The organism is Flavobacterium sp. AC105, from assembly GCF_979258495.1.
Map to the genome: position 1 here is coordinate 251,392 of NZ_OZ409860.1, position 24,895 is coordinate 276,286.

22 protein-coding genes are annotated in these 24,895 nt (G+C 35.3%); 9 read left to right on the forward strand and 13 right to left on the reverse strand.

Annotated elements, in window-relative coordinates; translation table 11 throughout:
• The first annotated feature begins 145 nt into the window (after positions 1-145).
• From ACZ0AH_RS01040 to ACZ0AH_RS01065, 6 genes are all read left to right on the forward strand, one after another.
• Positions 146-1,492, forward strand: a complete 1,347-nt coding sequence (locus tag ACZ0AH_RS01040) for a PSP1 domain-containing protein (RefSeq protein ID WP_463474041.1) — start codon at positions 146-148, stop codon at positions 1,490-1,492.
• Entirely contained in the window at positions 1,476-1,955 is a 480-nt protein-coding gene (locus tag ACZ0AH_RS01045) for a gliding motility lipoprotein GldH (protein WP_463474042.1), read from the forward strand. The genes ACZ0AH_RS01040 and ACZ0AH_RS01045 overlap by 17 nt, the downstream gene beginning before the upstream one ends.
• Before the next feature lie 10 nt (positions 1,956-1,965).
• Positions 1,966-4,272, forward strand: a complete 2,307-nt coding sequence (locus ACZ0AH_RS01050) for a penicillin-binding protein 1A (protein WP_463474043.1) — start codon at positions 1,966-1,968, stop codon at positions 4,270-4,272.
• 620 nt (positions 4,273-4,892) lie between these two features.
• On the forward strand, positions 4,893-5,594 hold the full coding sequence (locus ACZ0AH_RS01055) for a CoA transferase subunit A (RefSeq protein ID WP_463474044.1): 702 nt from the start codon (positions 4,893-4,895) through the stop codon (positions 5,592-5,594).
• A 199-nt stretch (positions 5,595-5,793) separates the two neighbouring features.
• A complete protein-coding gene (locus ACZ0AH_RS01060; RefSeq protein ID WP_463474045.1) occupies positions 5,794-6,450 on the forward strand; it encodes a CoA transferase subunit B in 657 nt (218 codons plus the stop codon).
• Positions 6,451-6,819: 369 nt separating this feature from the next.
• Positions 6,820-9,606: a M4 family metallopeptidase gene (locus ACZ0AH_RS01065; protein ID WP_463474046.1), complete on the forward strand. Its 2,787-nt coding sequence runs from the start codon at positions 6,820-6,822 to the stop codon at positions 9,604-9,606.
• A gap of 320 nt (positions 9,607-9,926) precedes the next feature.
• Here the strand turns inward: ACZ0AH_RS01065 and ACZ0AH_RS01070 are convergent, their stop codons facing one another.
• Together ACZ0AH_RS01070 and ACZ0AH_RS01075 are read right to left on the reverse strand one after the other, a co-directional pair.
• Positions 9,927-10,454 (reverse strand): DUF6646 family protein, encoded by a 528-nt coding sequence (locus tag ACZ0AH_RS01070; RefSeq protein WP_463474047.1) that lies wholly within the window; start codon positions 10,452-10,454, stop codon positions 9,927-9,929.
• Between the two features lie 51 nt (positions 10,455-10,505).
• Positions 10,506-11,234 carry a metallophosphoesterase family protein gene (locus ACZ0AH_RS01075; protein ID WP_463474048.1) on the reverse strand — a complete coding sequence of 243 codons (729 nt, stop codon included), beginning with the start codon at positions 11,232-11,234 and terminating at the stop codon, positions 10,506-10,508.
• Between the two features lie 181 nt (positions 11,235-11,415).
• Here ACZ0AH_RS01075 and dinB point away from each other — a divergent pair, with 181 nt between their 5' ends.
• Positions 11,416-12,498, forward strand: coding sequence for a DNA polymerase IV (dinB, locus tag ACZ0AH_RS01080; RefSeq protein WP_463474049.1), 1,083 nt, complete (start codon positions 11,416-11,418; stop codon positions 12,496-12,498).
• Between the two features lie 98 nt (positions 12,499-12,596).
• Positions 12,597-13,097, forward strand: coding sequence for a PAS domain-containing protein (locus ACZ0AH_RS01085; RefSeq protein WP_463474050.1), 501 nt, complete (start codon positions 12,597-12,599; stop codon positions 13,095-13,097).
• A gap of 167 nt (positions 13,098-13,264) precedes the next feature.
• On the opposite strand, the gene ACZ0AH_RS01090 is transcribed toward ACZ0AH_RS01085, so the two are convergent.
• The 10 genes from ACZ0AH_RS01090 to ACZ0AH_RS01135 all read right to left on the reverse strand — a co-directional run bounded on the left by ACZ0AH_RS01090 (position 13,265) and on the right by ACZ0AH_RS01135 (position 23,406).
• Positions 13,265-14,869, reverse strand: coding sequence for a fumarate hydratase (locus tag ACZ0AH_RS01090; RefSeq protein ID WP_463474051.1), 1,605 nt, complete (start codon positions 14,867-14,869; stop codon positions 13,265-13,267).
• 68 nt (positions 14,870-14,937) lie between these two features.
• Positions 14,938-15,666, reverse strand: a complete 729-nt coding sequence (locus ACZ0AH_RS01095) for a hypothetical protein (RefSeq protein WP_463474052.1) — start codon at positions 15,664-15,666, stop codon at positions 14,938-14,940.
• A gap of 199 nt (positions 15,667-15,865) precedes the next feature.
• Positions 15,866-16,327: an IS200/IS605 family transposase gene (tnpA, locus tag ACZ0AH_RS01100; protein WP_463474053.1), complete on the reverse strand. Its 462-nt coding sequence runs from the start codon at positions 16,325-16,327 to the stop codon at positions 15,866-15,868.
• Positions 16,328-16,662: 335 nt separating this feature from the next.
• Entirely contained in the window at positions 16,663-18,102 is a 1,440-nt protein-coding gene (locus ACZ0AH_RS01105; protein ID WP_463474054.1) for a nucleoside recognition domain-containing protein, read from the reverse strand.
• Positions 18,103-18,374: 272 nt separating this feature from the next.
• Positions 18,375-19,448 carry a winged helix DNA-binding domain-containing protein gene (locus tag ACZ0AH_RS01110; RefSeq protein WP_463474055.1) on the reverse strand — a complete coding sequence of 358 codons (1,074 nt, stop codon included), beginning with the start codon at positions 19,446-19,448 and terminating at the stop codon, positions 18,375-18,377.
• 87 nt (positions 19,449-19,535) lie between these two features.
• A complete protein-coding gene (locus tag ACZ0AH_RS01115) occupies positions 19,536-20,249 on the reverse strand; it encodes a 3'-5' exonuclease (protein ID WP_463474056.1) in 714 nt (237 codons plus the stop codon).
• Between the two features lie 101 nt (positions 20,250-20,350).
• Positions 20,351-20,827: a methylated-DNA--[protein]-cysteine S-methyltransferase gene (locus ACZ0AH_RS01120; protein WP_463474057.1), complete on the reverse strand. Its 477-nt coding sequence runs from the start codon at positions 20,825-20,827 to the stop codon at positions 20,351-20,353.
• A gap of 219 nt (positions 20,828-21,046) precedes the next feature.
• Positions 21,047-21,892, reverse strand: coding sequence for an NAD-dependent epimerase/dehydratase family protein (locus ACZ0AH_RS01125; protein WP_463474058.1), 846 nt, complete (start codon positions 21,890-21,892; stop codon positions 21,047-21,049).
• 177 nt (positions 21,893-22,069) lie between these two features.
• Positions 22,070-22,519 (reverse strand): GNAT family N-acetyltransferase, encoded by a 450-nt coding sequence (locus ACZ0AH_RS01130; RefSeq protein WP_463474059.1) that lies wholly within the window; start codon positions 22,517-22,519, stop codon positions 22,070-22,072.
• Complete coding sequence (locus tag ACZ0AH_RS01135; RefSeq protein WP_463474060.1) at positions 22,504-23,406, reverse strand: LysR family transcriptional regulator; 903 nt, start codon at positions 23,404-23,406, stop codon at positions 22,504-22,506. The genes ACZ0AH_RS01130 and ACZ0AH_RS01135 overlap by 16 nt, the downstream gene beginning before the upstream one ends.
• A gap of 146 nt (positions 23,407-23,552) precedes the next feature.
• Between ACZ0AH_RS01135 and ACZ0AH_RS01140 the strand changes: the two genes are divergently transcribed.
• Positions 23,553-23,948: a rhodanese-like domain-containing protein gene (locus ACZ0AH_RS01140; RefSeq protein WP_463474061.1), complete on the forward strand. Its 396-nt coding sequence runs from the start codon at positions 23,553-23,555 to the stop codon at positions 23,946-23,948.
• A 57-nt stretch (positions 23,949-24,005) separates the two neighbouring features.
• On the opposite strand, the gene ACZ0AH_RS01145 is transcribed toward ACZ0AH_RS01140, so the two are convergent.
• On the reverse strand, positions 24,006-24,872 hold the full coding sequence (locus tag ACZ0AH_RS01145) for a tetratricopeptide repeat protein (protein ID WP_463474062.1): 867 nt from the start codon (positions 24,870-24,872) through the stop codon (positions 24,006-24,008).
• Positions 24,873-24,895: the final 23 nt, after the last annotated feature.

Below are 24,895 nucleotides of genomic sequence, written 5' to 3' on the forward strand. Positions count from 1 at the left end.
GACAGAATAAGTTAATTTCGAAGGTTTTTGAGTTTAACATTGCTTTAGTTTTAATCAATAAAAAGCAAACTAAAAAAAATACTATCTTTACCGATCAAACGTTTATGAACTTAAGTTGCTATTTTGCAACACTACATATATAATTATGGCATGTACAAGTTGTTCAACCTCAGATGGTGGCGCACCAAAGGGTTGTAAAAATAATGGGACTTGCGGCACCGATAGCTGCAATAAATTGACGGTTTTTGACTGGCTGGCGAACATGAGCCCTTCAAATGGAGAAGCAATTTTTGATTGTGTTGAGGTTCGTTTTAAAAACGGACGCAAGGAATTTTTTAGAAATTCAGAAAAATTAACGTTAAGTATTGGTGATATTGTAGCAACTGTTGCATCACCGGGACATGATATTGGAATCGTTACTTTGACAGGAGAATTGGTTAAAATTCAAATGAAGAAAAAAGGGGTAAATCACGAAAGTAACGAAGTGCCAAAAATTTATAGAAAAGCTTCTCAAAAAGACATCGATATTTGGTCTGTAGCGCGTGATCGCGAAGAACCAATGAAAGTTCGTGCACGAGAATTAGCGATTCAGCATAAGCTTGAGATGAAAATCTCTGATATTGAATTTCAGGGAGACGGATCAAAAGCGACTTTTTACTACACGGCAAATGACAGGGTTGATTTTAGACTTTTGATTAAAGATTTTGCAAAAGAATTCAGTACAAGAGTGGAGATGAAACAAGTTGGTTTCCGTCAGGAAGCAGCTCGTCTGGGCGGAATTGGTTCTTGCGGACGTGAACTTTGCTGTTCAACCTGGTTAACAGACTTTAGAAGTGTCAATACTTCTGCTGCGCGTTACCAACAGCTTTCGCTAAATCCTCAAAAATTAGCCGGACAATGCGGAAAATTAAAGTGCTGCTTAAATTATGAGCTTGATACTTATATGGATGCATTGAAAGATTTTCCGGATTATGACACTAAATTAGTGACCGAAAAAGGAGATGCAATTTGCCAGAAACAAGATATTTTCAAGGGATTGATGTGGTTTGCTTACACGAATAATTTTGCAAACTGGCATGTTTTGAAAATTGATCAGGTAAAAGAAATTATTGCCGAAAACAAACAGAAAAACAAAGTTTCTTCGCTGGAAGATTTTGCTATTGAAATTACTTCAGAACCTGAAAAAGATTTTAATAATGCAATGGGTCAGGAAAGTTTAACCCGTTTTGACCAGCCAAAAAGAAAGAAAAAACCAAATCGCAAACGCAAACCAAATGCAGAAGCAGCGATTGTGGCAACTCCAAATAAACCTCAGGCAAATCAAAATCAAAATCAGAATCAAAACAAGCCTGCAGGAGGAAATCCGAATAAACAGAACAAGCCGAATAACAACAAGCAAAATCAATCGAACAAACCTAATAATTCGAATGAGAACAAACCGGCTGAGCCAAGAAAACCTATAATTATTACTAAAAATGAGAATAAAAAATAGCGGGATTCTTCTTTTGGCAGCAATACTTCTTTTTTCTTGTGATAAAAAAAGAGTATTTGATGAGTACAAATCTGTTGGAAGTGCCTGGCATAAAGACAGCGTCGTAACCTTCAATTTGCCAGTTTTAGATTCTACGAAACGATACAATTTATTTGTAAATTTGAGAGATAACAACAATTACCCTTTCAATAATTTGTATTTAATTGTTGCTATCGAAGCGCCAAGCGGTTTCACAAAAGTGGATACGTTGCAATATCAAATGGCAAATCCGGACGGAACCTTATTAGGAAACGGTTTTACCGATATAAAAGAGAGTAAACTTTTTTATAAGGAAAATGTAAAGTTTAGAGGAAAATACAAAGTGCACATCAAACAAGCAGTTAGAGAATCAGGGAAAATCCCGGGTGTTCAGGCTTTAGAAGGTATTACAGACGTTGGTTTTAGAATAGAACAAAAAGATTAGAAAAATAGTTATGGCTGCTAAAAAAAACAATCAAACAAATAGCGTTAAAGATATTAATTACTACAAAAAGAAATTCTGGAGAATTTTTGCCTACACTTTACTAGGTATTTTAGCTTTCTTTTTATTTGCATCATGGGGATTATTTGGTTCGATGCCTTCTTTTGAAGACTTAGAAAACCCGGATTCAAACCTGGCCACAGAAATTATTTCGTCTGACGGAGTAGTGATTGGAAAATATTTCAAAACCAACAGATCTCAGCTTAAATACTCAGACTTGCCAAAAAGTTTAGTCGAAGCTTTGGTTGCCACCGAAGATGCCCGTTTTTACGAACATTCAGGAATTGACGGACGCGGAACTTTAAGAGCTGTTTTTACTCTTGGAACAAATGGTGGAGCGAGTACATTAACACAACAATTAGCCAAGCAATTATTCCACGGAGAAGGATCTAAATTTCTTCCGTTCAGGATTGTACAAAAAATAAAAGAATGGATTATCGCCATTCGTCTGGAAAGACAATATACCAAAAACGAAATTCTGGCGATGTATTGCAACGTGTATGATTTCGGAAATTATTCAGTTGGAGTGAGTTCTGCCGCACAAACGTATTTCTCAAAAGATCCAAAAGATTTAACCATGGACGAATCGGCTATTTTAGTTGGAATGTTCAAGAACTCAGGATTATACAATCCGGTTCGTAATCCGGAAGGCGTAAAAAATCGTCGTAATGTGGTGCTTTCGCAAATGGAAAAAGCCAAAATGATTACAGAAGGAGAGAAACTGAAATTACAGGCATTACCAATCGCTTTGCACTTTAAATTAGAAAGTCACCGCGAAGGAACCGCTACTTATTTCAGAGAATACCTTCGTGATTACATGAAAAAATGGGTTTCTGAAAACAAAAAACCAGACGGATCAGATTATGATATCTACAAAGATGGTCTGAAAATTTATACTACGATCGATTCAAGAATGCAATTGCATGCCGAAGAAGCTGTTTCTGAGCACATGAAAAATTTGCAACAACAATTTTTCATCGAACAGAAAAACAATAAAAATGCACCTTTCGTAAATATCACTCAGGCAGAAACAGATAAGCTTATGATGCAGGCCATGAAAAATTCTACGCGTTGGGCTGTTATGAAAGAATCAGATAAAAGCGAAGATGATATCATTGCTTCATTCAAAATAAAAACAAAAATGCGCATATTTACCTGGAAAGGGGAGCGCGATACAACAATGACTCCGCTGGATTCTATTCGTTATTTCAAGCACTTTTTGCAATCTGGTTTAATGGCAATGGAACCTCAAACCGGAAACATCAAAGCATGGGTTGGTGGAATCAATTACAAATATTTTCAATACGATCACGTTGGTCAGGGTGCAAGACAAGTAGGTTCGACATTCAAACCATTTGTTTATGCAACAGCAATTGAGCAATTAAATATGTCTCCTTGCGATTCTATTCTTGACGGACCGTTTATGATCCATAAAGGACGTCATAATGTAACCGAAGACTGGGAACCAAGAAACTCGGATAACAGATACCGCGGAATGGTGACTTTGAAACAAGGTTTGGCGAATTCAATCAATACGGTTTCTGCAAAATTAATAGATCGCGTTGGTCCGGAAGCCGTTGTAGAATTAACGCATAAATTAGGTGTCAAAACCGAAATTCCGGCGCAGCCTTCTATCGCTCTTGGAGCCGTAGATATCACGGTTGAAGATATGGTTGCTGCTTACAGCACATTTGCCAATCAGGGAGTGTATGTAAAACCACAGTTTTTAAGCCGTATCGAAAATAAAAGCGGAGAGGTTATTTACGAGCCAATTCCGGAATCGCACGACGTTTTAAATAAGGATATTGCTTTTGCAGTAATCAAATTATTAGAAGGTGTAACTGAAACTGGTTCTGGTGCACGTTTACGTACGCAAGGCGGAGGAAACGGAGATAATCGCTGGACAGGATATCCGTATATGTTTACAAACCCAATTGCAGGTAAAACAGGAACAACTCAAAACCAATCAGATGGTTGGTTCATGGGAATGGTTCCTAACTTAGTAACAGGAGTTTGGGTGGGTTGTGAAGACCGTTCAGCACGTTTCAAAAGTTTAACTTACGGACAAGGAGCTACCGCAGCATTACCAATTTGGGGTTATTTTATGAAACTTTGTTATGCTGACGAAGGACTTCAGATCTCTAAATCAGAATTTGAGCGTCCGGCAAATCTTTCGATAAAAGTAGATTGCTACTCAAGACCGGCAGTTGTAAAAGACACCACGCAAACAGAACAAAATACAGACGAATTCGAATTGTAATCTAGTTCCCTTTATAATATAAAATATCCTTTTGTAAACTTCTGAATTTCGGAAGAATACAAAAGGATTTTTTTTGGAGTAATATTGATTGAAAGCGAAGAAAACATGATTTTATAATCCGTTAGGAGTTAAATGTTGGTAGCAAATATGCGATTAGCGTCTAAATCTCCGTAGGGCAATGTCATTAAGTTAGCTTTTTAAAAAATAAAAAAATCTCGCAAAGGCGTTAAGATGCAAAGTTTAAACACAATATTGTCATTTCGACGAAGGAGAAATCTTCGCGAGAAGCTCGACAAGGATTGGATTCACGTTGCGGAGTTACTCGCGAAGATTTCTCCTTCGTCGAAATTGACCAAAACTTTGCGCCTTTGCGCCTTTGCGAGAAATTTATTCGCCATAACATTATTGATTTTCTCTTGACTTAATGACATTGCCCTACGGGACAAAATATTACGGGCAATATATTTCTACCGATATTTAATCTCTACAAGATATATTTAAGTTAATGAATATTGGGAAGGTAATTAAAGCTGTTAAAATAAAAGTATTACGAAATCGATATAATTCAATCTAAAAATCTTATTTTTATCAAAAATATACAGTAATAAAGACAGTTTGTTATGATTACAAAAAAAGTAAATAACGTTCAGGATGCTATAAAAGGAATCGAAAGCGGAATGACGATTATGTTTGGCGGTTTTGGCTTATGTGGAATTCCTGAAAATACGATTGCAGCATTGGTAAACACTTCAATCTCAGATTTAACGTGTATTTCGAATAATGCTGGAGTTGATGATTTTGGATTGGGATTGCTTTTGCAGAAAAAACAAGTCAAAAAAATGATTTCGTCATATGTTGGTGAAAACGCTGAGTTCGAGCGCCAGATGCTTTCGGGAGAACTTGAAGTTGAATTGACACCGCAAGGAACTCTTGCCGAACGCTGTCGTGCAGCCCAAGCCGGAATTCCAGCTTTCTTTACGCCTGCAGGTTACGGAACTGAAGTTGCCGAAGGAAAAGAAGTTCGTGAATTCAACGGAAAAATGCATATTATGGAACAAGCTTTCAAAGCTGAATTTGCAATTGTAAAAGCGTGGAAAGGTGATGAAGCCGGAAATCTTATCTTCAAAGGAACTGCCAGAAACTTCAATGCATGCATGGCCGGTGCCGGAAAGATCACAATTGCCGAAGTGGAAGAATTGGTTCCCGTTGGGACGTTAGATCCAAATCAGATTCATATTCCAGGAATTATGGTACAGCGTATCTTTCAGGGAGAAAAATTTGAAAAGAGAATTGAGCAGCGAACGGTAAGACAGAGGAATTAGATAATGAGATAATTTGTCAATTAGATAATGCAAAATTGTTGCGTTTAAATAATTTGACAACTTAAATAATATTGATTTTTAGATAATTATTATAGATTATATAAAGAGATACATTAGATGATTGCATTTATAAAGTGAAGTATTATCTAATTATCAAATTGACTAATTGGCACATTAAAAATTTGACACATTCAGAAAAATGTTAACAAAAGAAGATATAGCAAAGCGAATTGCAAAAGAAGTAAAAGACAGGTATTTCGTTAATCTGGGAATCGGGATTCCGACTTTAGTAGCGAATTATGTCAGGGAAGATATTGCAGTTGAGTTTCAAAGTGAAAACGGCATTTTGGGTATGGGACCTTTTCCTTTTGCAGGAGAAGAAGATGCTGATATCATAAATGCGGGAAAACAAACCATTACAACGCTTCCGGGGGCGAGTTTTTTTGATTCTGCTTTTAGTTTCGGAATGATTCGCAGTCAAAAAGTTGATTTAACGATTTTGGGTGCGATGGAAGTTTCAGAAAATGGCGATATCGCCAATTGGAAAATACCCGGCAAAATGGTCAAAGGAATGGGAGGCGCAATGGATTTGGTGGCTTCCGCCGAAAATATAATCGTTGCGATGATGCACGTAAACAAAGCAGGCGAGTCTAAAATTCTAAAAAAATGCACTTTGCCATTAACTGGCGTAGGATGCGTTAAAAAGGTTGTAACAGAACTGGCAGTTCTCGAAGTAACCCAAAAGGGATTTAAGCTCTTAGAACGTGCGCCAGGTATTTCTGTTGAACATATTATTGCTTCGACAGAAGCAGATTTGATTATTGAAGGAGAAATTCCGGAAATGGATCTTAGATAACTGATTTTTTTTCTTCTAAAAATACATGAAGGCTGGCCGTTAAAAGGCTGGCCTTTTTTTGTAGGAATATTTTAAGAATTCCATAGTTTTATAAATCTATCATAAAAGTAGGCTTAAACTCCGTAATTGCTTGTAAAATGATGCAAATCAATCATATAATTAATTTTTCGACCATCTATTTGTGAAATTCTCACAGTTTGTTAAATAAAAGTAAATTTAAAGTAAAAAATGTTGCATTTTATCGATTAAAGGCAAATTTAAACGATAATGTAACAGAAATAAAATACTTTTATCACAAAATAGAGTATTTTACTTACATTAAATATTTTATTTGTAATCCATTAACCAAACCAAAATACCACATTTATTATGGAAAGAAAATTACCAAAAATTATGGCCACAACCGCTGTCGTTCTTACATTTTCATTGTCAGGATTTGCCCAAAACACAGACAAAAGGGTAAGTAAAAAAGACGTTTCTGAAAATGGTCAGCCAAGCTTAATCACTTTTAGTGAAAAGTCAACCTACAAAGGTTCGGATCCGCAAACAGTGTTTAAAGAACAACTTGGATTAAAAGACACCCAATCTTTTTCAAAAGTCAGAACGGAAACTGATAAGGAAGGTTTCACACACGAAAAATTTCAGTTGTATCAACAAGGCGTTAAAGTTGAATTTGCCAATTACACCTTACATTCAAAAGAAGGAAAACTAGTTTCGATGAATGGCGAGTATTACGCTCTTGAAAATGTAAAAACGACTCCTAAATTGTCTAGTCAGGCTGCGTTAGACAGAGCAATTGCCGTTACAGGAGCACAACATTATCTTTGGGAAAATCCTGCAGATGCTGCTGTAATGGGTTACGAAAAACCAAAAGGCGAACTTGTTTTATTGCCAGCAATGGAAGAACAAGGGGTAGAAAGAAAAAGCGACAAAGTAAGATTGGCCTATAAATTTGATATTTATGCCACAAAACCGCTAAGTCGCGGTGATCTTTATATCGATGCCGAAACCGGAAAAGCATTGTTTTATAATGCAACAATCAAACATCTTGGCGAAAATAGCCATGGCAGATTAATTTCGGCTACAGCCAAAAATCAAAATAGTAACGCAGCTTCACAAATGGCCCTTGTGACTGCAAATGCAGCGACTCGCTACAGCGGAACTCAAACTATCCAGACTAGTTTAAACGGATCTTCGTATATTTTATCTGATGTAACGAGAGGAAACGGAGTTCAAACGTATAATTCTGCCAAAACAGCTACGTACCCAACAACTAATTTTACAGATGCCGATAATAACTGGACAGCTGCAGAATATAATAACACAAACAAAGACAATGGCGCACTTGATGCACATTGGGGCGCAGAAATGACGTATGATTATTGGTCAGCAGTTCATGGCAGAAACAGCTATGATAATGCAGGAGCAAAAATTAAAAGTTATGTGCATTATAATTTAGTTGCTGCAGGATATCCTGACAACAATAATGCATTTTGGAACGGAAGCGTTATGACATATGGCGACGGAACAGGAACCGGAGGATTTGATATCTTAACAGCAATGGATGTTGCGGGACACGAAATTGGTCACGCAGTTTGTACCTATACGGCAAATTTAGCATATCAAAAAGAATCCGGAGCGATGAACGAAGGTTTCTCTGATATTTGGGGAGCTTGTATCGAATATCGTGCAGCACCAACAAAATCGACGTGGTTAGTAGGAGAAGATATCGAAAGAAGATCCGGGCATCTTGCTCTGCGTTCTATGAGCGATCCAAACTCTGAAGGTCAGCCGGATACTTACGGCGGAACGTATTGGGTAAACGTTAATTGTACACCAACAAACAATAACGACCAATGTGGAGTTCATACAAACTCAGGGGTATTAAATCACTGGTTTTATATTTTATCAGTAGGGAAAACAGGCACAAACGATCTTGGAAATGCTTATAACGTAACGGGAATCACAATTGATAAAGCAGCAAAAATTGCTTTCCGTTTAGAAGATGTTTACCTAACCGCAAACTCAACTTATGCAATTGCCAGAACTTCAGGAATTCAATCAGCAGTTGATTTATACGGAGCAGGTTCTCCGGAAGTTATCGCCACAACCAATGCATTTTATGCAGTAGGAATTGGTGCAGCATATTCAGGAGGAGGATCAGATACGGTTGCGCCATCAGCTCCAACATCTCTTGCTGCTTCCGGAACAACCGGAACAACGACCAATTTATCATGGACAGCTTCTACAGATAATGTAGCCGTAACAGGATATGATATATACCAGGGAGCAACCCTAAAAGGATCTTCTGCAACTACAACTTATACTGTAACTGGATTAACAGCCTCAACAGCTTATACTTTTAGCGTAAAAGCTAAAGATGCTGCAGGAAATATTTCAGCAGCAAGTAATACAGTTAGTGTAACTACTACTGCAGCTGGTGTAACGTATTGTACTTCTAAAGGAAACAGCGCTGCAGACGAAAGAATTGGCAAAGTTGTTTTCGGGACAATCAGCAAAACTTCTACAGGAACAACCGGATACGAAGATTTTACTGCTACTTCTACAAATGCAACAAGAGGAACTGCCTACACAATAACAATCACGCCAACATGGACATCTTCTGTTTATAGTGAAGGTTATGCTGTTTTTATTGATTACAATAAAGATGGAGATTTCTCAGATTCAGGTGAAACAGTTTGGACAAAATCGGCTTCAAGTACAACTCCGGTTACAGGAACAATTACAATTCCTTCAACTGCAACGCTTGGAACTACAAGAATTAGGGTTTCTATGAAATACAATGCAATTCCAACAGCTTGTGAGACTTTCTCATATGGACAAGTTGAAGATTATTCTGTAAACATTGTGGCTTCGGGAGCAATTGCCAGTGAAGAAATCGCCGCTGGATTAGTTAAAACTATCCAGACTACAAGTTTTGCATTATATCCAAATCCGGTTGAAAATGAACTAAATGTTTCATTCTCTGAAAGTAAAGGATATTCTTATAAAATTATAAATACATTAGGCCAACAATTAAGTTTAGGCCAACTTTCCGGAACTACTATTGATGTAAGCAATTTAAGTACTGGAATTTATATCATCGAATTAAATAAAGACGACAAAAAAATCGTTAAGAAATTCGTTAAGAAATAATAGAGTGAATTAGTAGTGAAAAGCCTCGCAAGTATTTATTTGCGAGGCTTTTTATGAAGTTGTTTAAAGGAATTTTATATCGGAAAGCCGCAGAGCTGCAAAGGGAAATTTAAAGACCTTTGAGCTTAAAACCTTTTCGATTTCGAGAACCTGTTAAAAAGGTGCTTTTTTGTTGTCTGGCTGAGCGGAGTTGAAGCCTCATTCCAATTAGCAATCTTCAAAACTTGACAACCAATTCATTTAGATAAAAAAAACCGCCCAATCAGGCGGTTTTATATTTATAAACTTTGAGACTTAGTGTCTTTGGGGGCAAAAATGTCTTATAGATTAAAAGAAGCTCCTAAACTAAAAGTTGCCTGATTGTTTAAATGATCAAATACGTCATTATTGCTTCCGTATTTTGCGATTGGGAATCCAATTTCTGTGAAAACACCAAATCCTTCAGTAAAAAAGTAACGACCACCAACATGACCACCAAAATTGTGTAAACCTAAACTTAAACCTGGATAAACATCAAGTTGCTCAATACCAATTACGCTGCTCAAGTTTGCATTTATTCTTGCTTTAGCATCAAAACGATCTTGAAATTCTGGTTTTTTATCAGTGTATGGAGTTGGATTGTTGTGGTAGAAACCATTGTAATTATCTACGCCTAATAAATAGTTAGCAACAAAACCAAAAGAGAAGTTCTCTCCTAAACCAAAATCCACAGAACCCTGAACTCCTGAACCACCATCTTGAAGATTAGCACCAACATTAACTTTAATATCTCCTTTTCCTTTAAAAGCTGTTTGAGCCTGAGTGAATCCAAATGATACTAAAAACAAAAATGTAATTACTTTTTTCATAAACTTAAATTTTATTATTTTTTTTAAAGTGCAAAAATAGTATTTATTACATTAATTCCTACCTTTTTCGTTAGAATACAATTCGTTAAGAGGATCACTTTGCCAATACTCCTTTGTATCGACATCCATAATGGTCAAAGGACCTTTGAACGCTGCTCCGGTATCAACATTCCAAACGCAGGCTTTTTGTATCGGAGTTGTTTCATTAATTCGGGTTACGGGTGTGTGGCCAATAAAAATTTCTTTGTATAAAGTAAATCTTTTAGGGTAAACCACGTCGTCGGTTTTTAAATTTGGATCTAATGAAAGTGCTGTTTCCCAAAGCGTTCTGTCCCAATAAAATAATTTCGGAAAATATTCATAAGCAACGCCATTCATATTCGTAAATCCGGCATGAACAAACAAGCGGTTTTGATCGTCGTGGTAATAATCTGCCAGAGATTCTATAAAAGCAATATGGACATTGATTTTTTCTTCACTTTCTTTTTCATAAGCTTTTACAGTGGCTTCACCGCCATGTTTAAACCATAAATCCTGATCAATATCTTTTTTTTGAAACCATGCCAATAATAATTCATCGTGATTTCCTCTAATGCAAATGCATTTCTGCCTGCTTCTTAAAGCAATCAAATAATCAATTACTTGTGGCGACTGGCTCCAGCCATCCACATAATCGCCTAAAAAGATAAGGGTGTCTTCGGTAGTAACTTGGGCTTTTTTCATCACTTGTTCCAGCGCAAGTAATCCGCCGTGTATGTCGCCTATAACAAATGTTCGCATTTTATTTTATTTCATGTAGAAATACAAAAATAAAGAAAATCATTTGTTTGTGAACAATAAGTTAAGAATCTTTCGAATTAGGTTTTAAAACCTTGGAGGAAAGCCAAAAATGAAATCATTCTAAAGAATTTTTATGATAATTTTCAATTCATTTTGATGCTTTCCTATTTAAATTTGTAACATGTCTGAAACGCCTACATATCGAAAAATTATCCACATTGACATGGATGCTTTTTATGCCTCGGTAGAGCAAATGGATAATCCTGCTTTACGCGGAAAAGCTATTGCTGTTGGCGGTTCAGAGAATAGAGGAGTAGTCGCTGCGGCGAGTTACGAAGCAAGAAAATTTGGCGTTCGAAGTGCAATAAGCGGTGTTTTGGCCAAGAAATATTGTCCCGAAATTATTTTTGTGCGTCCAAGATTTGATCGCTATAAGGAAATATCTTCTAAAATTCATAAAATATTCTACGAATACACCGATCTGGTTGAGCCGCTTTCGCTTGACGAAGCTTATCTTGATGTTACTCAGAATAAAAAAGGAAATCCAAGTGCCAGTTTATTGGCTCAGGAAATAAGGCTGCGAATTCTAAATGAAGTTGGATTAACAGCATCGGCAGGAATTTCAGTCAATAAATTTGTAGCAAAAATTGCCAGCGACATCAACAAACCTAACGGACAAAAAACAGTAAATCCGGATGAAATAATCCCTTTTCTGGAAGAATTACCAATCCGAAAGTTTTATGGAGTTGGAAAAGTAACCACAGAAAAAATGTACCAATTGGGAATTTTTACCGGTGCAGATTTAAAAACAAAATCAGAAGAATTTCTGGAAAAGCATTTTGGGAAATCAGGTTTATTTTATTACAAAGTTGTTCGCGGAATTCATAATAGTGAAGTAAAACCATCGCGTATTACCAAGTCTGTAGCGGCAGAACATACTTTTGATGTCAATTTATCTTCAGAAATTTTTATGTTGGAACAATTGGAAAAAATTGCAACTTCATTAGAAAAACGACTTAAAAAACACAACATATCTGGTAAAACGGTCACGCTTAAAATCAAATACAGCGATTTTACCCAACAAACACGTAGTAAAACCTTACCTTATTTTATATCTGATAAAAGTCTGATTCTCGAAACGGTTGAAGAATTATTATATCAGGAAAAAATGAAAGATTCCGTACGGTTACTGGGAATTTCATTGAATAACCTGAATACAGAAGAAAAAAAAGCTGTTGTTGTACAACTGAAATTTGCTTTTTAATTAAATAGAATCCATTTAAATATGGAATTTCCGTAATTTGCTTGTAATTTTAATTTTATCTTTGAGTAAAACCGATTTTCTAATATTAATTATTCGAAATGAAAAAGAATAATACTGAAGAAAGCTCAAGTACTTGCTCAATTCCTATAATGGCATGGGATTTTCATTATGAATATTTAAATGAATTGAAATCTACTTTTGCTGACTTGAAAAAAGTGAGTAAAATTTCAGATCAATTTTCCTGGAATGATAAAAATCTGGAGATTAAAGAACGAATTAAAGATGAAGTAGTCGTAATTACCGATTTGAATTTAAAAATCGTTTTTGCCTCAAAAGGAATACGAAAAATGACAGGATATTGCGAAGATGAAGTCCTGGGAAAAACGCCAAGGATTTTTCAGGGTCCCAGAACGTGCAAAGCTGTATTAAAAGAGATAAAAGAGGCAATAGAAATGAAGGTTCCGTTTGAGAAAACAATAGAAAACTACAGAAAAAATGGGCAAATCTATAAATGTAAAATTAATGCAACCCCGGTTTTTAATCTAAAAGGACAATTATCGCATTTTATAGCTTTCGAAAAGGAAGAGTTAAGCGCTTGATTTTTTTGCTACAAAGGCACAAAGGCACAAAGTTTTTTTAGTAAGCGCAAAGAATAGCTTTGTCAAAGTTTTAAACTTTGACAAAGCTTAACAACAAACAAAAACCGCCCAATAGGCGGTTTTTATGTATAAATAACTTTGTGTCTTAGCGTCTTTGTGGCTAGAAACTAAAGGTTCTCAAAGAAATCATTTCCTTTATCATCTGTAATGATAAACGCCGGGAAATCTTTAACGGTGATTTTACGAACAGCTTCCATTCCTAATTCTTCAAAGTCAACAACTTCAACTTTAAGAATATTATCCTGTGCTAAAATTGCTGCGGGACCACCAACAGAACCTAAATAGAAACCGCCGTATTTATTGCAGGCATCCGTAACTTGTTTGGTACGGTTTCCTTTTGCGAGCATAATCATACTTCCGCCATGTTTCTGAAATTCATCCACATAAACGTCCATACGTCCGGCAGTTGTTGGTCCAAAACTTCCTGAAGCCATTCCTTCCGGCGTTTTTGCAGGTCCTGCGTAATAAACCGGGTGATTTTTAAAATATTCCGGCATTGGTTGACCGGCTTCTAATAATTCCATGATTTTTGCGTGTGCAATATCACGGGCAACAATTACAGTTCCGTTTAATTTCAAACGTGTTTTAATTGGATATTGCGTTAATTTTGCCAAAATATCCGCCATTGGCATATTCAGGTCAATTTCAACCGGAGCTTCTAAATGTGGCGCTGTTTCTGGTAAAAATTGTTTTGGATTAACTTCTAATTGCTCCACGAAAATTCCGTCTTTCGTGATTTTTCCTTTAATATTTCTATCAGCAGAACAAGAAACCCCCAATCCAACCGGACAAGAAGCGGCATGACGAGGTAAACGAATGACACGAACATCGTGCGTAAAATATTTCCCGCCAAACTGTGCGCCAATTGCACTTTCCTGACAGATTTTCTGAACACGTTTTTCCCATTCAATATCACGAAAAGCCTGGCCTGACATATTCCCTGATGTAGGAAGGTTGTCATAATATCCTGCCGAAGCCTTTTTAACAGCGCTCAAATTCGCTTCCGCAGAAGTTCCTCCAATTACTAAAGCCAAGTGATACGGCGGACAAGCCGAAGTTCCAAGATCTTTAATTTTTGTTCGAATGAAAGTATCCATAGATTTTTCATTTAACAATGATTTTGTTTGTTGATATAAGAAAGTTTTGTTTGCAGATCCGCCTCCTTTTGCCATGAATAAAAACTCATAAGAAGCCCCTTTTTTTGCATAAATATCAATTTGCGCCGGAAGATTAGAACCTGAATTCTTTTCTTCGAACATCGAAATCGGCACAATTTGCGAATATCTTAAGTTACGTTTTTGGTAGGTATTAAAAATTCCTTTGCTCAACCATTCGGCGTCATCAACACCCGTAAAGATGTTTTCACCTTTTTTTGCCATTACAATCGCAGTTCCCGTATCCTGGCAGCTTGGCAACTGACCTTCGGCAGCGACCGAAGCATTTTGTAATAAATTATAAGCCACAAAACGATCGTTATCTGTAGCTTCAGGATCATCAAGAATATTTTTTAATTTTTGCAAATGTGTTGTTCTCAACATAAACGAAACATCTGTCAAAGCTTCTTCAGCCAATAATTCTAAACCTTTTGGATCAACGGTCAAAATTTCACGTTCTCCAAACTGCTCTACTTTTACGAAATCAGAAGTGATTTTGCGATATTGCGTATCATCCTTTAAAATAGGATAAGGGTCTTGGTATATAAAATCTATCATTGCTTATTTTTTGGCAAAGTTAGAAATTATTTACCTAAGAAAGAATTTGAATAAGGCTGTTGAAGATTTTACTTTTGACTATAAAAAGCATCAAAAGCTACCTTTTTTTCAAAATAAGATTTGTCTTTTGATGAAAGTAATTGCTTTTTCCAACGATTTCCGCTTAAGCGAAAAACAATCGAATCTGAATACGAAACTGTTCCCATATTTTCGTCATCGTCTTCGGGTTCGTACGAAACTGTTTTGCAATAAAAAGATTCCGGTTCGGCTTTATCCGTTTTATTTATAAACTCAACCCAACTTCCCCAACCGCTATCAGACATAGAATCCCATTGATAAACCAGTTGAATGTCCTTGTTTTTTAGATAATATAAATAATTGTTTTGATTATACCCACACGCCGGATATCCAAAACTAACATGGATAAAAGGAGAATTTTTGGCTGTAGCCGAAGTTAATCCGTATGAAGCTCCCCATTCTGAACCCTTCTCATAGCCTTTGATCGTTATTTTTGAAGATGTCGTTTTGGTTTTATTCTCATAAAAATCAAGTCGATATTTAGAAGTAACAATACTGTCTTTATCTGCTTTCTGATCTAAAAGATGCGCCAGAATATAACTATTATTGGCAGTTTCTTCGTTTTCAGAAATAGAAATAGTATCTGTTTTTAAGAATTTTTCTTCTGTAGCAACAACTTCGGTTTTATCTTCATGAATTGTATTTGCTATTTTAGATTCAGATTTTTGCTTCTGGCAACTTATTAAAAGAAATAAAAAGAAAATATGCTGTGGTTTCATGGTTTTGATTTTGGGTGTAATTTGTATTAACAACGTAAAACTGTTCATTTCGAAAACTGGACTGAAGTCCAGCTCTACAAAATAAATCATTCCTTCGGAATTTTACAATCTTTGAGAAAAAGAGCCATTGGCTCGATCTGTATTGTAAGACCGGATTTTAATCCGGTTTACGAAACGATAATAAGCCGTAGATTCTAAATCATTTTAAATTATCAAAAATATATTTTTCATCAAACGAAACGTTGAATTTGTCCAGAAAAGATAAATATTCATCTTTAAAATTTTGCTTTTTATGATGTTCTTCCTGATTTGCAATGTATTTATAAACAACATCTATATGAGATTGACTGTATGAAAAAGCGCCATAACCTTCTTGCCATTCAAATTTTGAATTTGTCAATTTATGGTCGTTAATATACTTGGAAGATTTTCCTTTTACAATTTTCATCAATTCAGAAATTGAAACTGTAGGTTTTAAAGCTAAAAGACAATGAACATGATCTTCAACGCCATTTACAAGTATTGTTTTACAGCCTGTTTCATTAATTAGATTTCCAATTACGCTTAATAATTTAGAACTCCACTCTTTTTCAATAACTGCTTCTCTGTATTTCACGGCAAAAACTACCTGAATATAAACTTGATGATATGTATTTGACATTTTATATTTATTTGCAACAATTTAAATCTGTTACAATAATACAAAATATTCTTACAAATATTTAATTCGTCGGTTCGTATATTTTAAACTGGACTGAAGTCCAGTCCTACAAAATAGTTCGTTCCTCCGGAACTTTATAAAGAGGTTCTGCTTAATTATGTGTTTTAACATAATTCATTATTAAAATATGTTTTTTCTATAACCGCTAAAAAGAGCCATCGGCTCGATCAATATTGTAGGGCTGGACTTCAGTCCAGTTTAAAATCAATATCGAAGGATTTATCCGGTTTACAAAATCAAATACCGACGGATTTTATCCATTTTAAATGGGAAAATTAAAAAAACCAACTAGCCACAAAAATCGCTGTAATTACACAAATCACGTCAACCAAAAGCATTGTGCCCAAAGCATAACGTGTATTTTTTATATTTACAGAACCAAAGTAAACTGCAATTACATAAAAAGTACTTTCGGCACTACATTGAAAAATACTGCTCAATCTTCCCGTTAAGGAATCTGCGCCAAAAGTATTCATAGAATCGATTAAAAATCCTCTTGAACCGGCCGAACTAAAAGGCCTAAGCATTGCAACCGGTAAAGCATCGGTAATTTGTTTGTTGACACCCATATTTGAGAAAACAAAAGCGATTCCGTCACTAATAATTTCAAATAAACCGCTGTTTCTAAATAGAGAAATGGCGACTAACATTCCTAAAACGTAAGGAAAAATAGTAACACCTGTTTTAACTCCGTTATTTGCTCCAACAACGAATGCATCATAAACGGTCGTGTTTGCTTCAGTAAATTTCTTTTCATGTATAAAAGAAAAAATCAGCGTAGCGACAATAATTCCAATTAAGATTAATCCGGAAAGATTAGCTGTAAAATAATTTTTTCCAATTAAATCCAAATGGTTTACATACATCAGCAAACCAACAATGGCTGCGATTAATACCATTAATGCGATAACAAGCGAGGCGCTTTTGAAGTTGATTTTTTGTTTGATTCCAACAATTAAAAAAGCGGCAATCGTACCAATAAACGAAGTAATAATACACGGAAGCATAACATCAGCAGGATTACTGGCATTTGCAGCGGCGCGATATCCAATAATTGAAGTTGCAATTAAAGTTAAACCCGAGGCATGCAGACACATAAACATAATTTGCGCGTCGCTGGCTTTGTCTTTATCGGGGTTTATTTCTTGTAAACTTTCCATGGCTTTAAGACCAAATGGCGTTGCAGCGGAATCTAATCCCAAGAAATTTGCAGCAAAGTTTAACGTCATATACGAAATCGAAGGATGGTTCTTTGGAATACTTGGAAACACTTTCACAAAAACAGGACTTAAAGCTTTTGCTAATTTTCCGGAAACTCCCGAAATGATTAAAAGCTCCATTAATCCACAGAAAAAAGCCAGATAAGCCATAAGCGGCAAAATCAAATCCATCAAGGTAGTTTTACACGTTGGTAATAAACCATCTGATTTTTGAACACCGCTGTAAATTTTTACGGTTTTATTTTTATAAACGTAAGTCGTGTCGGGATTAAGCGTATCACGATTGATAATCATCGTTTGATCCGGCGCTTTCTTAATGCTGTCCTTAATAAAAGCAGGAAGCTGTTCAGCATATTTTTCTGAAACTAGGATCGGATCGTCTTTTTTTCCGTTCAAAACATAATCAATGGTATAAGTATTAGCAGTAAACAAACTGATTATAATGAAGATAATCGACGAAATAAAAATGGTTAACCAAAATCTACTTAATACCATAACGCTGTTTTTTTTTGTAAATGTAATTATTTAGCAATAAAATGCATAAAGAATTTGTTGATGAAACCCGAAGAATTAGCGGTTAATTTAAATTTGATAGTTTTTCTGCATTAGAATATATCGCCCCGAAAAGGTTAAAGACATGGGAATACTTTTTTTCTATAAATATTATACTCTAACGGAGTTGATAAGCCCCAGCGAGGGCAAAATATTTATAGATAAAAATCATCGTCTAATTGTGAGTTTCATAGGAGCAATATCTTTTAACCAATTTATTCAATAATAATTTTTGTCTCAAGATAGTTTTCAAATGCTTTAATGCCTTCAAAAAGAATTGCTTTTTTATGACCTTCAGTTTCATTAAAAAACTGCGTTTCTATTTTGGCGTGATCTTTTTTCATGGTTCTTTTCCAGGTTCCAATCACTTTTCCGTTTTCCAGAATAATCGGTTTAAAGATTCCGTTATTCGTAAAAGCTTTAGCTTGATGTTCTAAAAGAATAGAAGCTTCTCTGGTTTTATATGAAATTAAAATCTCATCAAAAGCAGGAAGAAAGTGTACGCTTTCGCGGAATTTATCTTCACCAGAAATTTGATTTCCAAACCAATATTTTTGGTCGTTTATTTCGATAAAATTCAATTGCAACTCTACTGCATTAATTGCCAATTTGCAGTTAGTTGGAGCAAAACCGGACCACCACGAGAAATCTAATAACGTCGCAGGACCATGACTTTCAAAATAGCGCAAGGCTAATTTTTCCAAACCTTCTTCTTTTGTAAGTTTGGTTTTTGGTTTTGAAACCCTTTCTTCCAGCAAAGAATAAGTGATTTGTTTGCCTTTCATTTTTCCATTACAAACCAAGCCGTCCAATTCGGCATTCATCATAATTGCAGCACTTAAAAAATCTTCGCTCGACGTTTTTTTAATATTAAGTTCCTGCATGATTTCATCACGTGTTAAATGATTGTTTCCGGAAAGCAGTTTTTCAATAGTGGCATTAGCCTTATCTAACTTTTTGTCATCATATCCATATTTTTTTGCGGCAGAAGCTGTAAATCGTTTGACTTGTGGTGCAGAAAGATCCAACATCCAATAAATATCCTCTGCAGCAACAAAATGCCAGGTTGGACGCAAGATATGGGTTCTGATAATTTGTGCCGAATTTACAGCTTCTTCAATCTCTTTTTCAGTAGCATTACAACGAGAACCAATTGCCCATTTTGCCATTGCATAATCCTGTGCCTGCATCGCGCCTAAATGGTGTGCAATTTCTTGTGGCGAACATTGCGTTGTTTTATAAAGCTTTTGCGAAGCCATTCTGTGATGTGAGATTTCTGAATGTGTCATTTTCTAAAAAAAATTAAACCTTATAAGTTATATAAGTTCATTTAAGCTTTGTATCTCTGTGGCTTTGCAGCTTGTACCTTAAAAAAATCAAACATGAATAATTTCCTCATCAATTAATAAATCTTCACGGCGTAAACGCAGGAAAATCTGTGCTACGGCAATGGTGTCTTTTTCACAATAGGTTATAATTCGATCAATGTCTTTCTCGACATAATAAACGTGCCCAACCTGACTTCCGTCAATATCGCCTTTTGGCGATGGAATGCCGAGAATCGTGGTTAGTAATTTTAAAGATGTAAAATGTTTGTAATCGCCAAACTTCCATAACTCTAAAGTATCCAAATGCGGAATTTCCCATGGTTTTTTGCCGAATAAATTCAGTTTGTCCGGAATTGCAATTTGGTTGATAATCATGCGTCGTGCGATAAACGGAATATCAAATTCCTTTGCATTATGGCCGCACAAAAGATGTTGCGGCTGACTGAAATGATTATTCAGCAAATTATTAAAGTCCTTTAAAATCTTCTTTTCATCGCCAAAAAACGATGTTACACGAAAATTCCGAATATCGCCTTTAATCGTAAAATAGCCAACCGAAATACAAATGATTTTTCCAAATTCTGCCCAAATTCCAGCGCGATCGTAAAATTCTTCTGGTGTAAAATCGTCTTTGCGCTGATATTGTGTTTTATGGTCCCAAAGTGATTGCATTTCCGCGTCAAGCGAATTAAAATTCTCTTCTTCAGGAACGGTTTCTATATCGAGAAATAATATGTTGTTGAGATTTATTTTTTCTATCATGTTTTTGCCTCGATTTCACGAATTATGTATGTAGATAAATGTACACAAATTGATTTTAAAATAGGAATTTAACTACAATTAATTTGTTCTCACTGGGAGAATTAAAATAAACTTTGTTGCGCTGTTGGGTTTTCATGTTCTAAAAGCCATTTCTTGCGGGATAAACCTCCGGCATAACCGGTTAAAGAGCCATTCGTGCCAATAACACGATGACAAGGAACGACAATCCAGAGTGGATTTTTGCCATTGGCCGATGCCACGGCGCGAATTGCTTTTATGTCGCCCAATTTTTTGGTTTGATCCATATAGCTTATGGTTTTTCCAAATGGAATTTCTAATAAAGCTTTCCATACTTTTTGCTGAAATTCAGTTCCTTTTGGGTTTAATTTTAAATTGAAATCGGTTCTTTTTCCTTCGAAATATTCTTGTAGCTGTGAAACCGCTTCTTGTAAAACTTCAGGAATTTCAGGAGAAACTTCATTTAAACCAACATCAGAAACGGAAATTACAGCAATACCATCTTCATCACCAACTATTTTGGTGATTCCTAATGGTGAATTTATATAAGCTGTTTCCATAGTTTTATCGCAGAATTTGATTTACCGCAAAGGCAAAGTTCGCAAAGTTTTTTTTAAACCATATAAGTTATGTAAGCGAATTTAAGTTTTATTCTTTTAACTCAAGTTTAAAAAGTTTAAGTAAAGTCTGCAAAACTTATTTAAACGAATGTCACCCTGAGCGGAGTCAAGGCTTATAAAACGTAATGACTTCGACTTCGCTCAGCCTGACATTCGGGACTAATAATTCTCCAGCCTAAATTGATAATTTAAACTGGTTTCTATTTTTTCGCTTGAAATAACCTTTTTAATATTCGATTTTTCTGAACTGAATTTCGGTAAAATCAGGTTTTGTTGTTTTGCTTTTTGAGTGTAATACTCTTCTCTTGTGGGATGAAAAGGCGCAACGGCATTAAAAACTTCATTCCATTTTGATTGATTTATGATTTCTTCAATGATTTCGATACAATCCTTTTGATGAATTAAGTTTACGGGAGCGTCAGGATTTTCAAGATTTTCTTTTCCGGCAAGAAATTTTACCGGATGACGGTCTTCTCCAATTAATCCGCCGAAGCGTAAAATTGTAGTTTCGAAATTTTTATTTTCTTGTAAAATCGCTTCTGCTAAAAGCAATTGTTTGCCGCTTTCAGTTTCCGGATTCGGATTGGTTTCTTCTGTGATAATTCCGTTTTTATCTCCATAAACAGAAGTTGAACTCACAAAAAGTACTTTTTTAATGCTGGATTTTTCTATAAACGGAATTAGATTTTTGATTTTTCTCACGAATGTCATCTCGAGCGGAGTCGAGAGATTTACATTATTTCCTCGCAATTTGGGTGGAATATCAATAATTAGAATTTCACTTTTGGCTAAAAAAGCGTTGATGCTTTCAGAAACACTTTCGCTTTCAAGCGTTCCTTCGACTTCGCTCAGGATAATTAAATAAGGATTTATTCCAGCGTCTTTCAAAATCTGAAGTTTATTTTCAGAAGTTGTTGATCCATTTACAAAACGCCTTTTTGCGATTAAGCTTTTTGCCAAAGGCAATCCAAGCCAACCGCAGCCTAAAATACTTATTTGAGTCATTTTTTTTGAGGTTCTAAGGTTCAAAGATACAAAGGTTCAAAGTTTCTACACAAACTTGTTATCCTTCGTTCCTCAGAATGACAAAAAGGACGAAAAAACTTTGCGCCTCTGCCACTTTGCGAGATTATTTTTTTAGCCTTAATGAAAGAGAATTTGCGACTTCGTGAGACAAAATCATTACAAATCTAAAAAGAAACAAATCTTATCTTTTCCTTTTGCGCCAATTCTTTGGTAGAATTTTATGGCTCTTTCGTTAAATGACGGCGTTCGCCATTGCATATTGATGCAGTTTTTCTCCTTTCCGATTTCTTTTAGTTTATTGATTAAAACTTCGCCAATTCCAAAATTTCTGGCTTGTTCTTCTAAAAACAAACAATCCATAGAAATAATATCGTCTGCATTCCAGGTTGAATACGTAAAAGTATACGAAACATAGCCTACAATATCATTATCGGTGGCAACAACTAAACAGAATAATTTCGGATTTTCGCTGAATAAAGCTTTTTTTAAATTTTCTTCTTTTCCTTCCGGAGAATATTCTGCTTTTTCGAATTCAGCGTGTTTTTGGCATAAAACAACCAATTTTGGTAAATCGGCTATTTCACATTTTCTTATTGAATATTCCATTGCAGATTGATTTCAGTTTGTAAAAAGGTTATAAAATGATGAAAATAGGCTGGATAATCCTGATTGTCCCGTATGGCGATAAAGTGTTTTCTCTTCAAACCATTTTTTCCAATTTTAATGGCTTTTATCGGGCTGTTTTTTAAATGTGGCAGCAAAGCCCATTTTGCCATCGACATTACGCCCATATCGGCTTTAACCATTTCCAGAGAAGCTTCGGTAAGTGGTAACGCTGTGATTTTTTTAGGAGTAACTTTGGCTGGAGCCAAAATAAACTGATGAATCGTCACGGTTTCCATCGGAAGGGAATGAATTAGCAAATGTTCGTTGACAAAATCTTCTGCAACAACATACTTTTTATTCGCCCAGGCGTGATTTTCAGAAACCGCCATGACAACTTCATCCTGAAAAAGCTCTAGATATTTGATGTTATTGTCGTTGATCTGATCGCTTATAATCGCAATATCTATAGTGTTTTCGAGTAATTTTTGTAGCGGAATATGTGTGGCTTCGGTAACAATTTTCAGTTCTACATTTGGATACAACAAGTGAAATTGTTTCATAACCGATGGAAGCCAATGATAACTCGAGAAACATTCGGTACTAATTCGGATTTCGCCGTATTCTCCAAAAACCATTTGTTTGATTTGTGTTTCGGTCTGCGAAAGTTTTTCCAGAATTTCATTAGCAAGTTCGTAGATCTTTTCGCCAGCTTTTGTTAAAACCAGTTTTTTGTTCATTCTCAGGAAAATGGCAGTTCCTAACTGATATTCAGCTTCTTTAAGTTGGTGACTTAAAGCCGATTGTGTCAGGTGCAATTTGTCTATGGCTTTTGTGATACTTCCTTCTTCGACAATTGCTTTTATTAATCGTAAATGACGTATTTCCATTTTTTTGAGAATTAATTACAAAGGAACAAAATTTTAGAATGGCTTTTGTATGAAAAAAAGTAATCAGGATGATGAATTCTTTTCGTTTTTATGGGATATAATGTTGGTTTACTTTTGGAAAAACAAATCATTAAAACCGTAAAAAAATGGAAGCACAGATTAAACATTATGAAAACAAATTGGCCTTCGAAATGGATCCTTCGGATTTGTTTGATGCCTTGAATAACGGAGAAAAAGTAATTGTTATTGATGCCCGAAAAGCTTTTGGTTTTGAAGCCGAACATATTCCCACAGCGATTAATATGCCGCATCGCGAAATGACTGTTGAAAGCACAAAACATTTAGATAAAGGTGTTTTGTACGTAACCTATTGCGACGGAATTGGCTGTAATGCTTCGACAAAAGGCGCTTTGAATATGGCAAAACTGGGTTTTAAAGTAAAAGAATTAATTGGCGGAATAGAGTGGTGGAAATTTGATGGTTATTCGACCGAGGGAACAAACGGCGTTAAAGCAGGATTGAAAGTTGAATGTGCATGCTAATAAAAAAGGGCAAACTTTAAATTCTAAAGCTTGCCCTTTTATATCTTGTAATCGATTTTATTCTATTGCGATATTATTTTCTGCAGCAATTTTTTTGAATACATCTTCTTTGTTTTCTTTTTGCATTTTTTGATAAATAGCACTCATAAAAACTTCAGTATCTTTTGCATACTCAGATTTATCTATGGTGTAAATTCTATGTGCGATAAAAATATTATTCAATGCTTTTTCGTCATTGTGCAGTTCAAAATAGTTTTTTCCGGCCCCAAAATAACCTTCGGCATTATTAGGCTGATATTTTATAAGCTTTTCATAATATTCAATTGCTGATTTGTAATCTGATTTTAAAGTATAGGCAACACCAATATTCATTAAGGCATAATCGCCTTCCGGATAAATGGCAAGTGATTTTTTGTAATATTTAATCGCATTATCATAATCGTTTAATTGTCTGTAACAAACGGCAATATCATCAAGAGCTAGAACAAAATTTGGATCTTCTTTTAATGAAAGCTGAAGAGCTTCAATAGCTAGTTTATAGTTTTTGTCCCGCATAAAATCCTTTGCGATAATATATGAATTCTGTGCGCTTTTGTTTTTTGATTCCGAATAAAAAACATCAGATTTGTTTTCAGCTGCTTTTGGCAAAAACTTATTACAGGTTTTAGAGATTGCTTCATCTGATTGCTGAAGCAAACTTTTAATTCCGTCCACCGTATTTATTCCTTCTCTGACTTTAGCATCTTTATCGCTCAAAACTACTTCTGCCATAGAATTGGTTAAACAATCCCTATAAATATTTTCTGTTATTTCTGAACTTTTTTCAAGGCATTCGCACGCTTTCTTTGCTATTTTTTCTTCTAAGGTTTGGCTATTTGCATTAGAGAAACTTGCAATAATGAAAAGCAGAAATATTTTCTTCATAGTTGATTGGTTTATTAGAAACT

What these genes read in the sequence shown, in the direction of transcription:
- ACZ0AH_RS01085 (WP_463474050.1), top strand. Translation starts at nt 12,597, where the DNA reads ATGAAAAAGAATAATACTGAAGAAAGCTCAAGTACTTGCTCAATTCCT.
- ACZ0AH_RS01050 (WP_463474043.1), top strand. Translation starts at nt 1,966, where the DNA reads ATGGCTGCTAAAAAAAACAATCAAACAAATAGCGTTAAAGATATTAAT.
- ACZ0AH_RS01055 (WP_463474044.1), top strand. Translation starts at nt 4,893, where the DNA reads ATGATTACAAAAAAAGTAAATAACGTTCAGGATGCTATAAAAGGAATC.
- ACZ0AH_RS01075 (WP_463474048.1), bottom strand. Translation starts at nt 11,234, where the DNA reads ATGCGAACATTTGTTATAGGCGACATACACGGCGGATTACTTGCGCTG.
- ACZ0AH_RS01105 (WP_463474054.1), bottom strand. Translation starts at nt 18,102, where the DNA reads ATGGTATTAAGTAGATTTTGGTTAACCATTTTTATTTCGTCGATTATC.
- ACZ0AH_RS01115 (WP_463474056.1), bottom strand. Translation starts at nt 20,249, where the DNA reads ATGATAGAAAAAATAAATCTCAACAACATATTATTTCTCGATATAGAA.
- ACZ0AH_RS01060 (WP_463474045.1), top strand. Translation starts at nt 5,794, where the DNA reads ATGTTAACAAAAGAAGATATAGCAAAGCGAATTGCAAAAGAAGTAAAA.
- ACZ0AH_RS01095 (WP_463474052.1), bottom strand. Translation starts at nt 15,666, where the DNA reads ATGAAACCACAGCATATTTTCTTTTTATTTCTTTTAATAAGTTGCCAG.
- ACZ0AH_RS01135 (WP_463474060.1), bottom strand. Translation starts at nt 23,406, where the DNA reads ATGGAAATACGTCATTTACGATTAATAAAAGCAATTGTCGAAGAAGGA.
- ACZ0AH_RS01065 (WP_463474046.1), top strand. Translation starts at nt 6,820, where the DNA reads ATGGAAAGAAAATTACCAAAAATTATGGCCACAACCGCTGTCGTTCTT.
- dinB (WP_463474049.1), top strand. Translation starts at nt 11,416, where the DNA reads ATGTCTGAAACGCCTACATATCGAAAAATTATCCACATTGACATGGAT.
- ACZ0AH_RS01140 (WP_463474061.1), top strand. Translation starts at nt 23,553, where the DNA reads ATGGAAGCACAGATTAAACATTATGAAAACAAATTGGCCTTCGAAATG.
- ACZ0AH_RS01125 (WP_463474058.1), bottom strand. Translation starts at nt 21,892, where the DNA reads ATGACTCAAATAAGTATTTTAGGCTGCGGTTGGCTTGGATTGCCTTTG.
- ACZ0AH_RS01040 (WP_463474041.1), top strand. Translation starts at nt 146, where the DNA reads ATGGCATGTACAAGTTGTTCAACCTCAGATGGTGGCGCACCAAAGGGT.
- ACZ0AH_RS01120 (WP_463474057.1), bottom strand. Translation starts at nt 20,827, where the DNA reads ATGGAAACAGCTTATATAAATTCACCATTAGGAATCACCAAAATAGTT.
- ACZ0AH_RS01070 (WP_463474047.1), bottom strand. Translation starts at nt 10,454, where the DNA reads ATGAAAAAAGTAATTACATTTTTGTTTTTAGTATCATTTGGATTCACT.
- ACZ0AH_RS01130 (WP_463474059.1), bottom strand. Translation starts at nt 22,519, where the DNA reads ATGGAATATTCAATAAGAAAATGTGAAATAGCCGATTTACCAAAATTG.
- ACZ0AH_RS01145 (WP_463474062.1), bottom strand. Translation starts at nt 24,872, where the DNA reads ATGAAGAAAATATTTCTGCTTTTCATTATTGCAAGTTTCTCTAATGCA.
- ACZ0AH_RS01090 (WP_463474051.1), bottom strand. Translation starts at nt 14,869, where the DNA reads ATGATAGATTTTATATACCAAGACCCTTATCCTATTTTAAAGGATGAT.
- tnpA (WP_463474053.1), bottom strand. Translation starts at nt 16,327, where the DNA reads ATGTCAAATACATATCATCAAGTTTATATTCAGGTAGTTTTTGCCGTG.
- ACZ0AH_RS01045 (WP_463474042.1), top strand. Translation starts at nt 1,476, where the DNA reads ATGAGAATAAAAAATAGCGGGATTCTTCTTTTGGCAGCAATACTTCTT.
- ACZ0AH_RS01110 (WP_463474055.1), bottom strand. Translation starts at nt 19,448, where the DNA reads ATGACACATTCAGAAATCTCACATCACAGAATGGCTTCGCAAAAGCTT.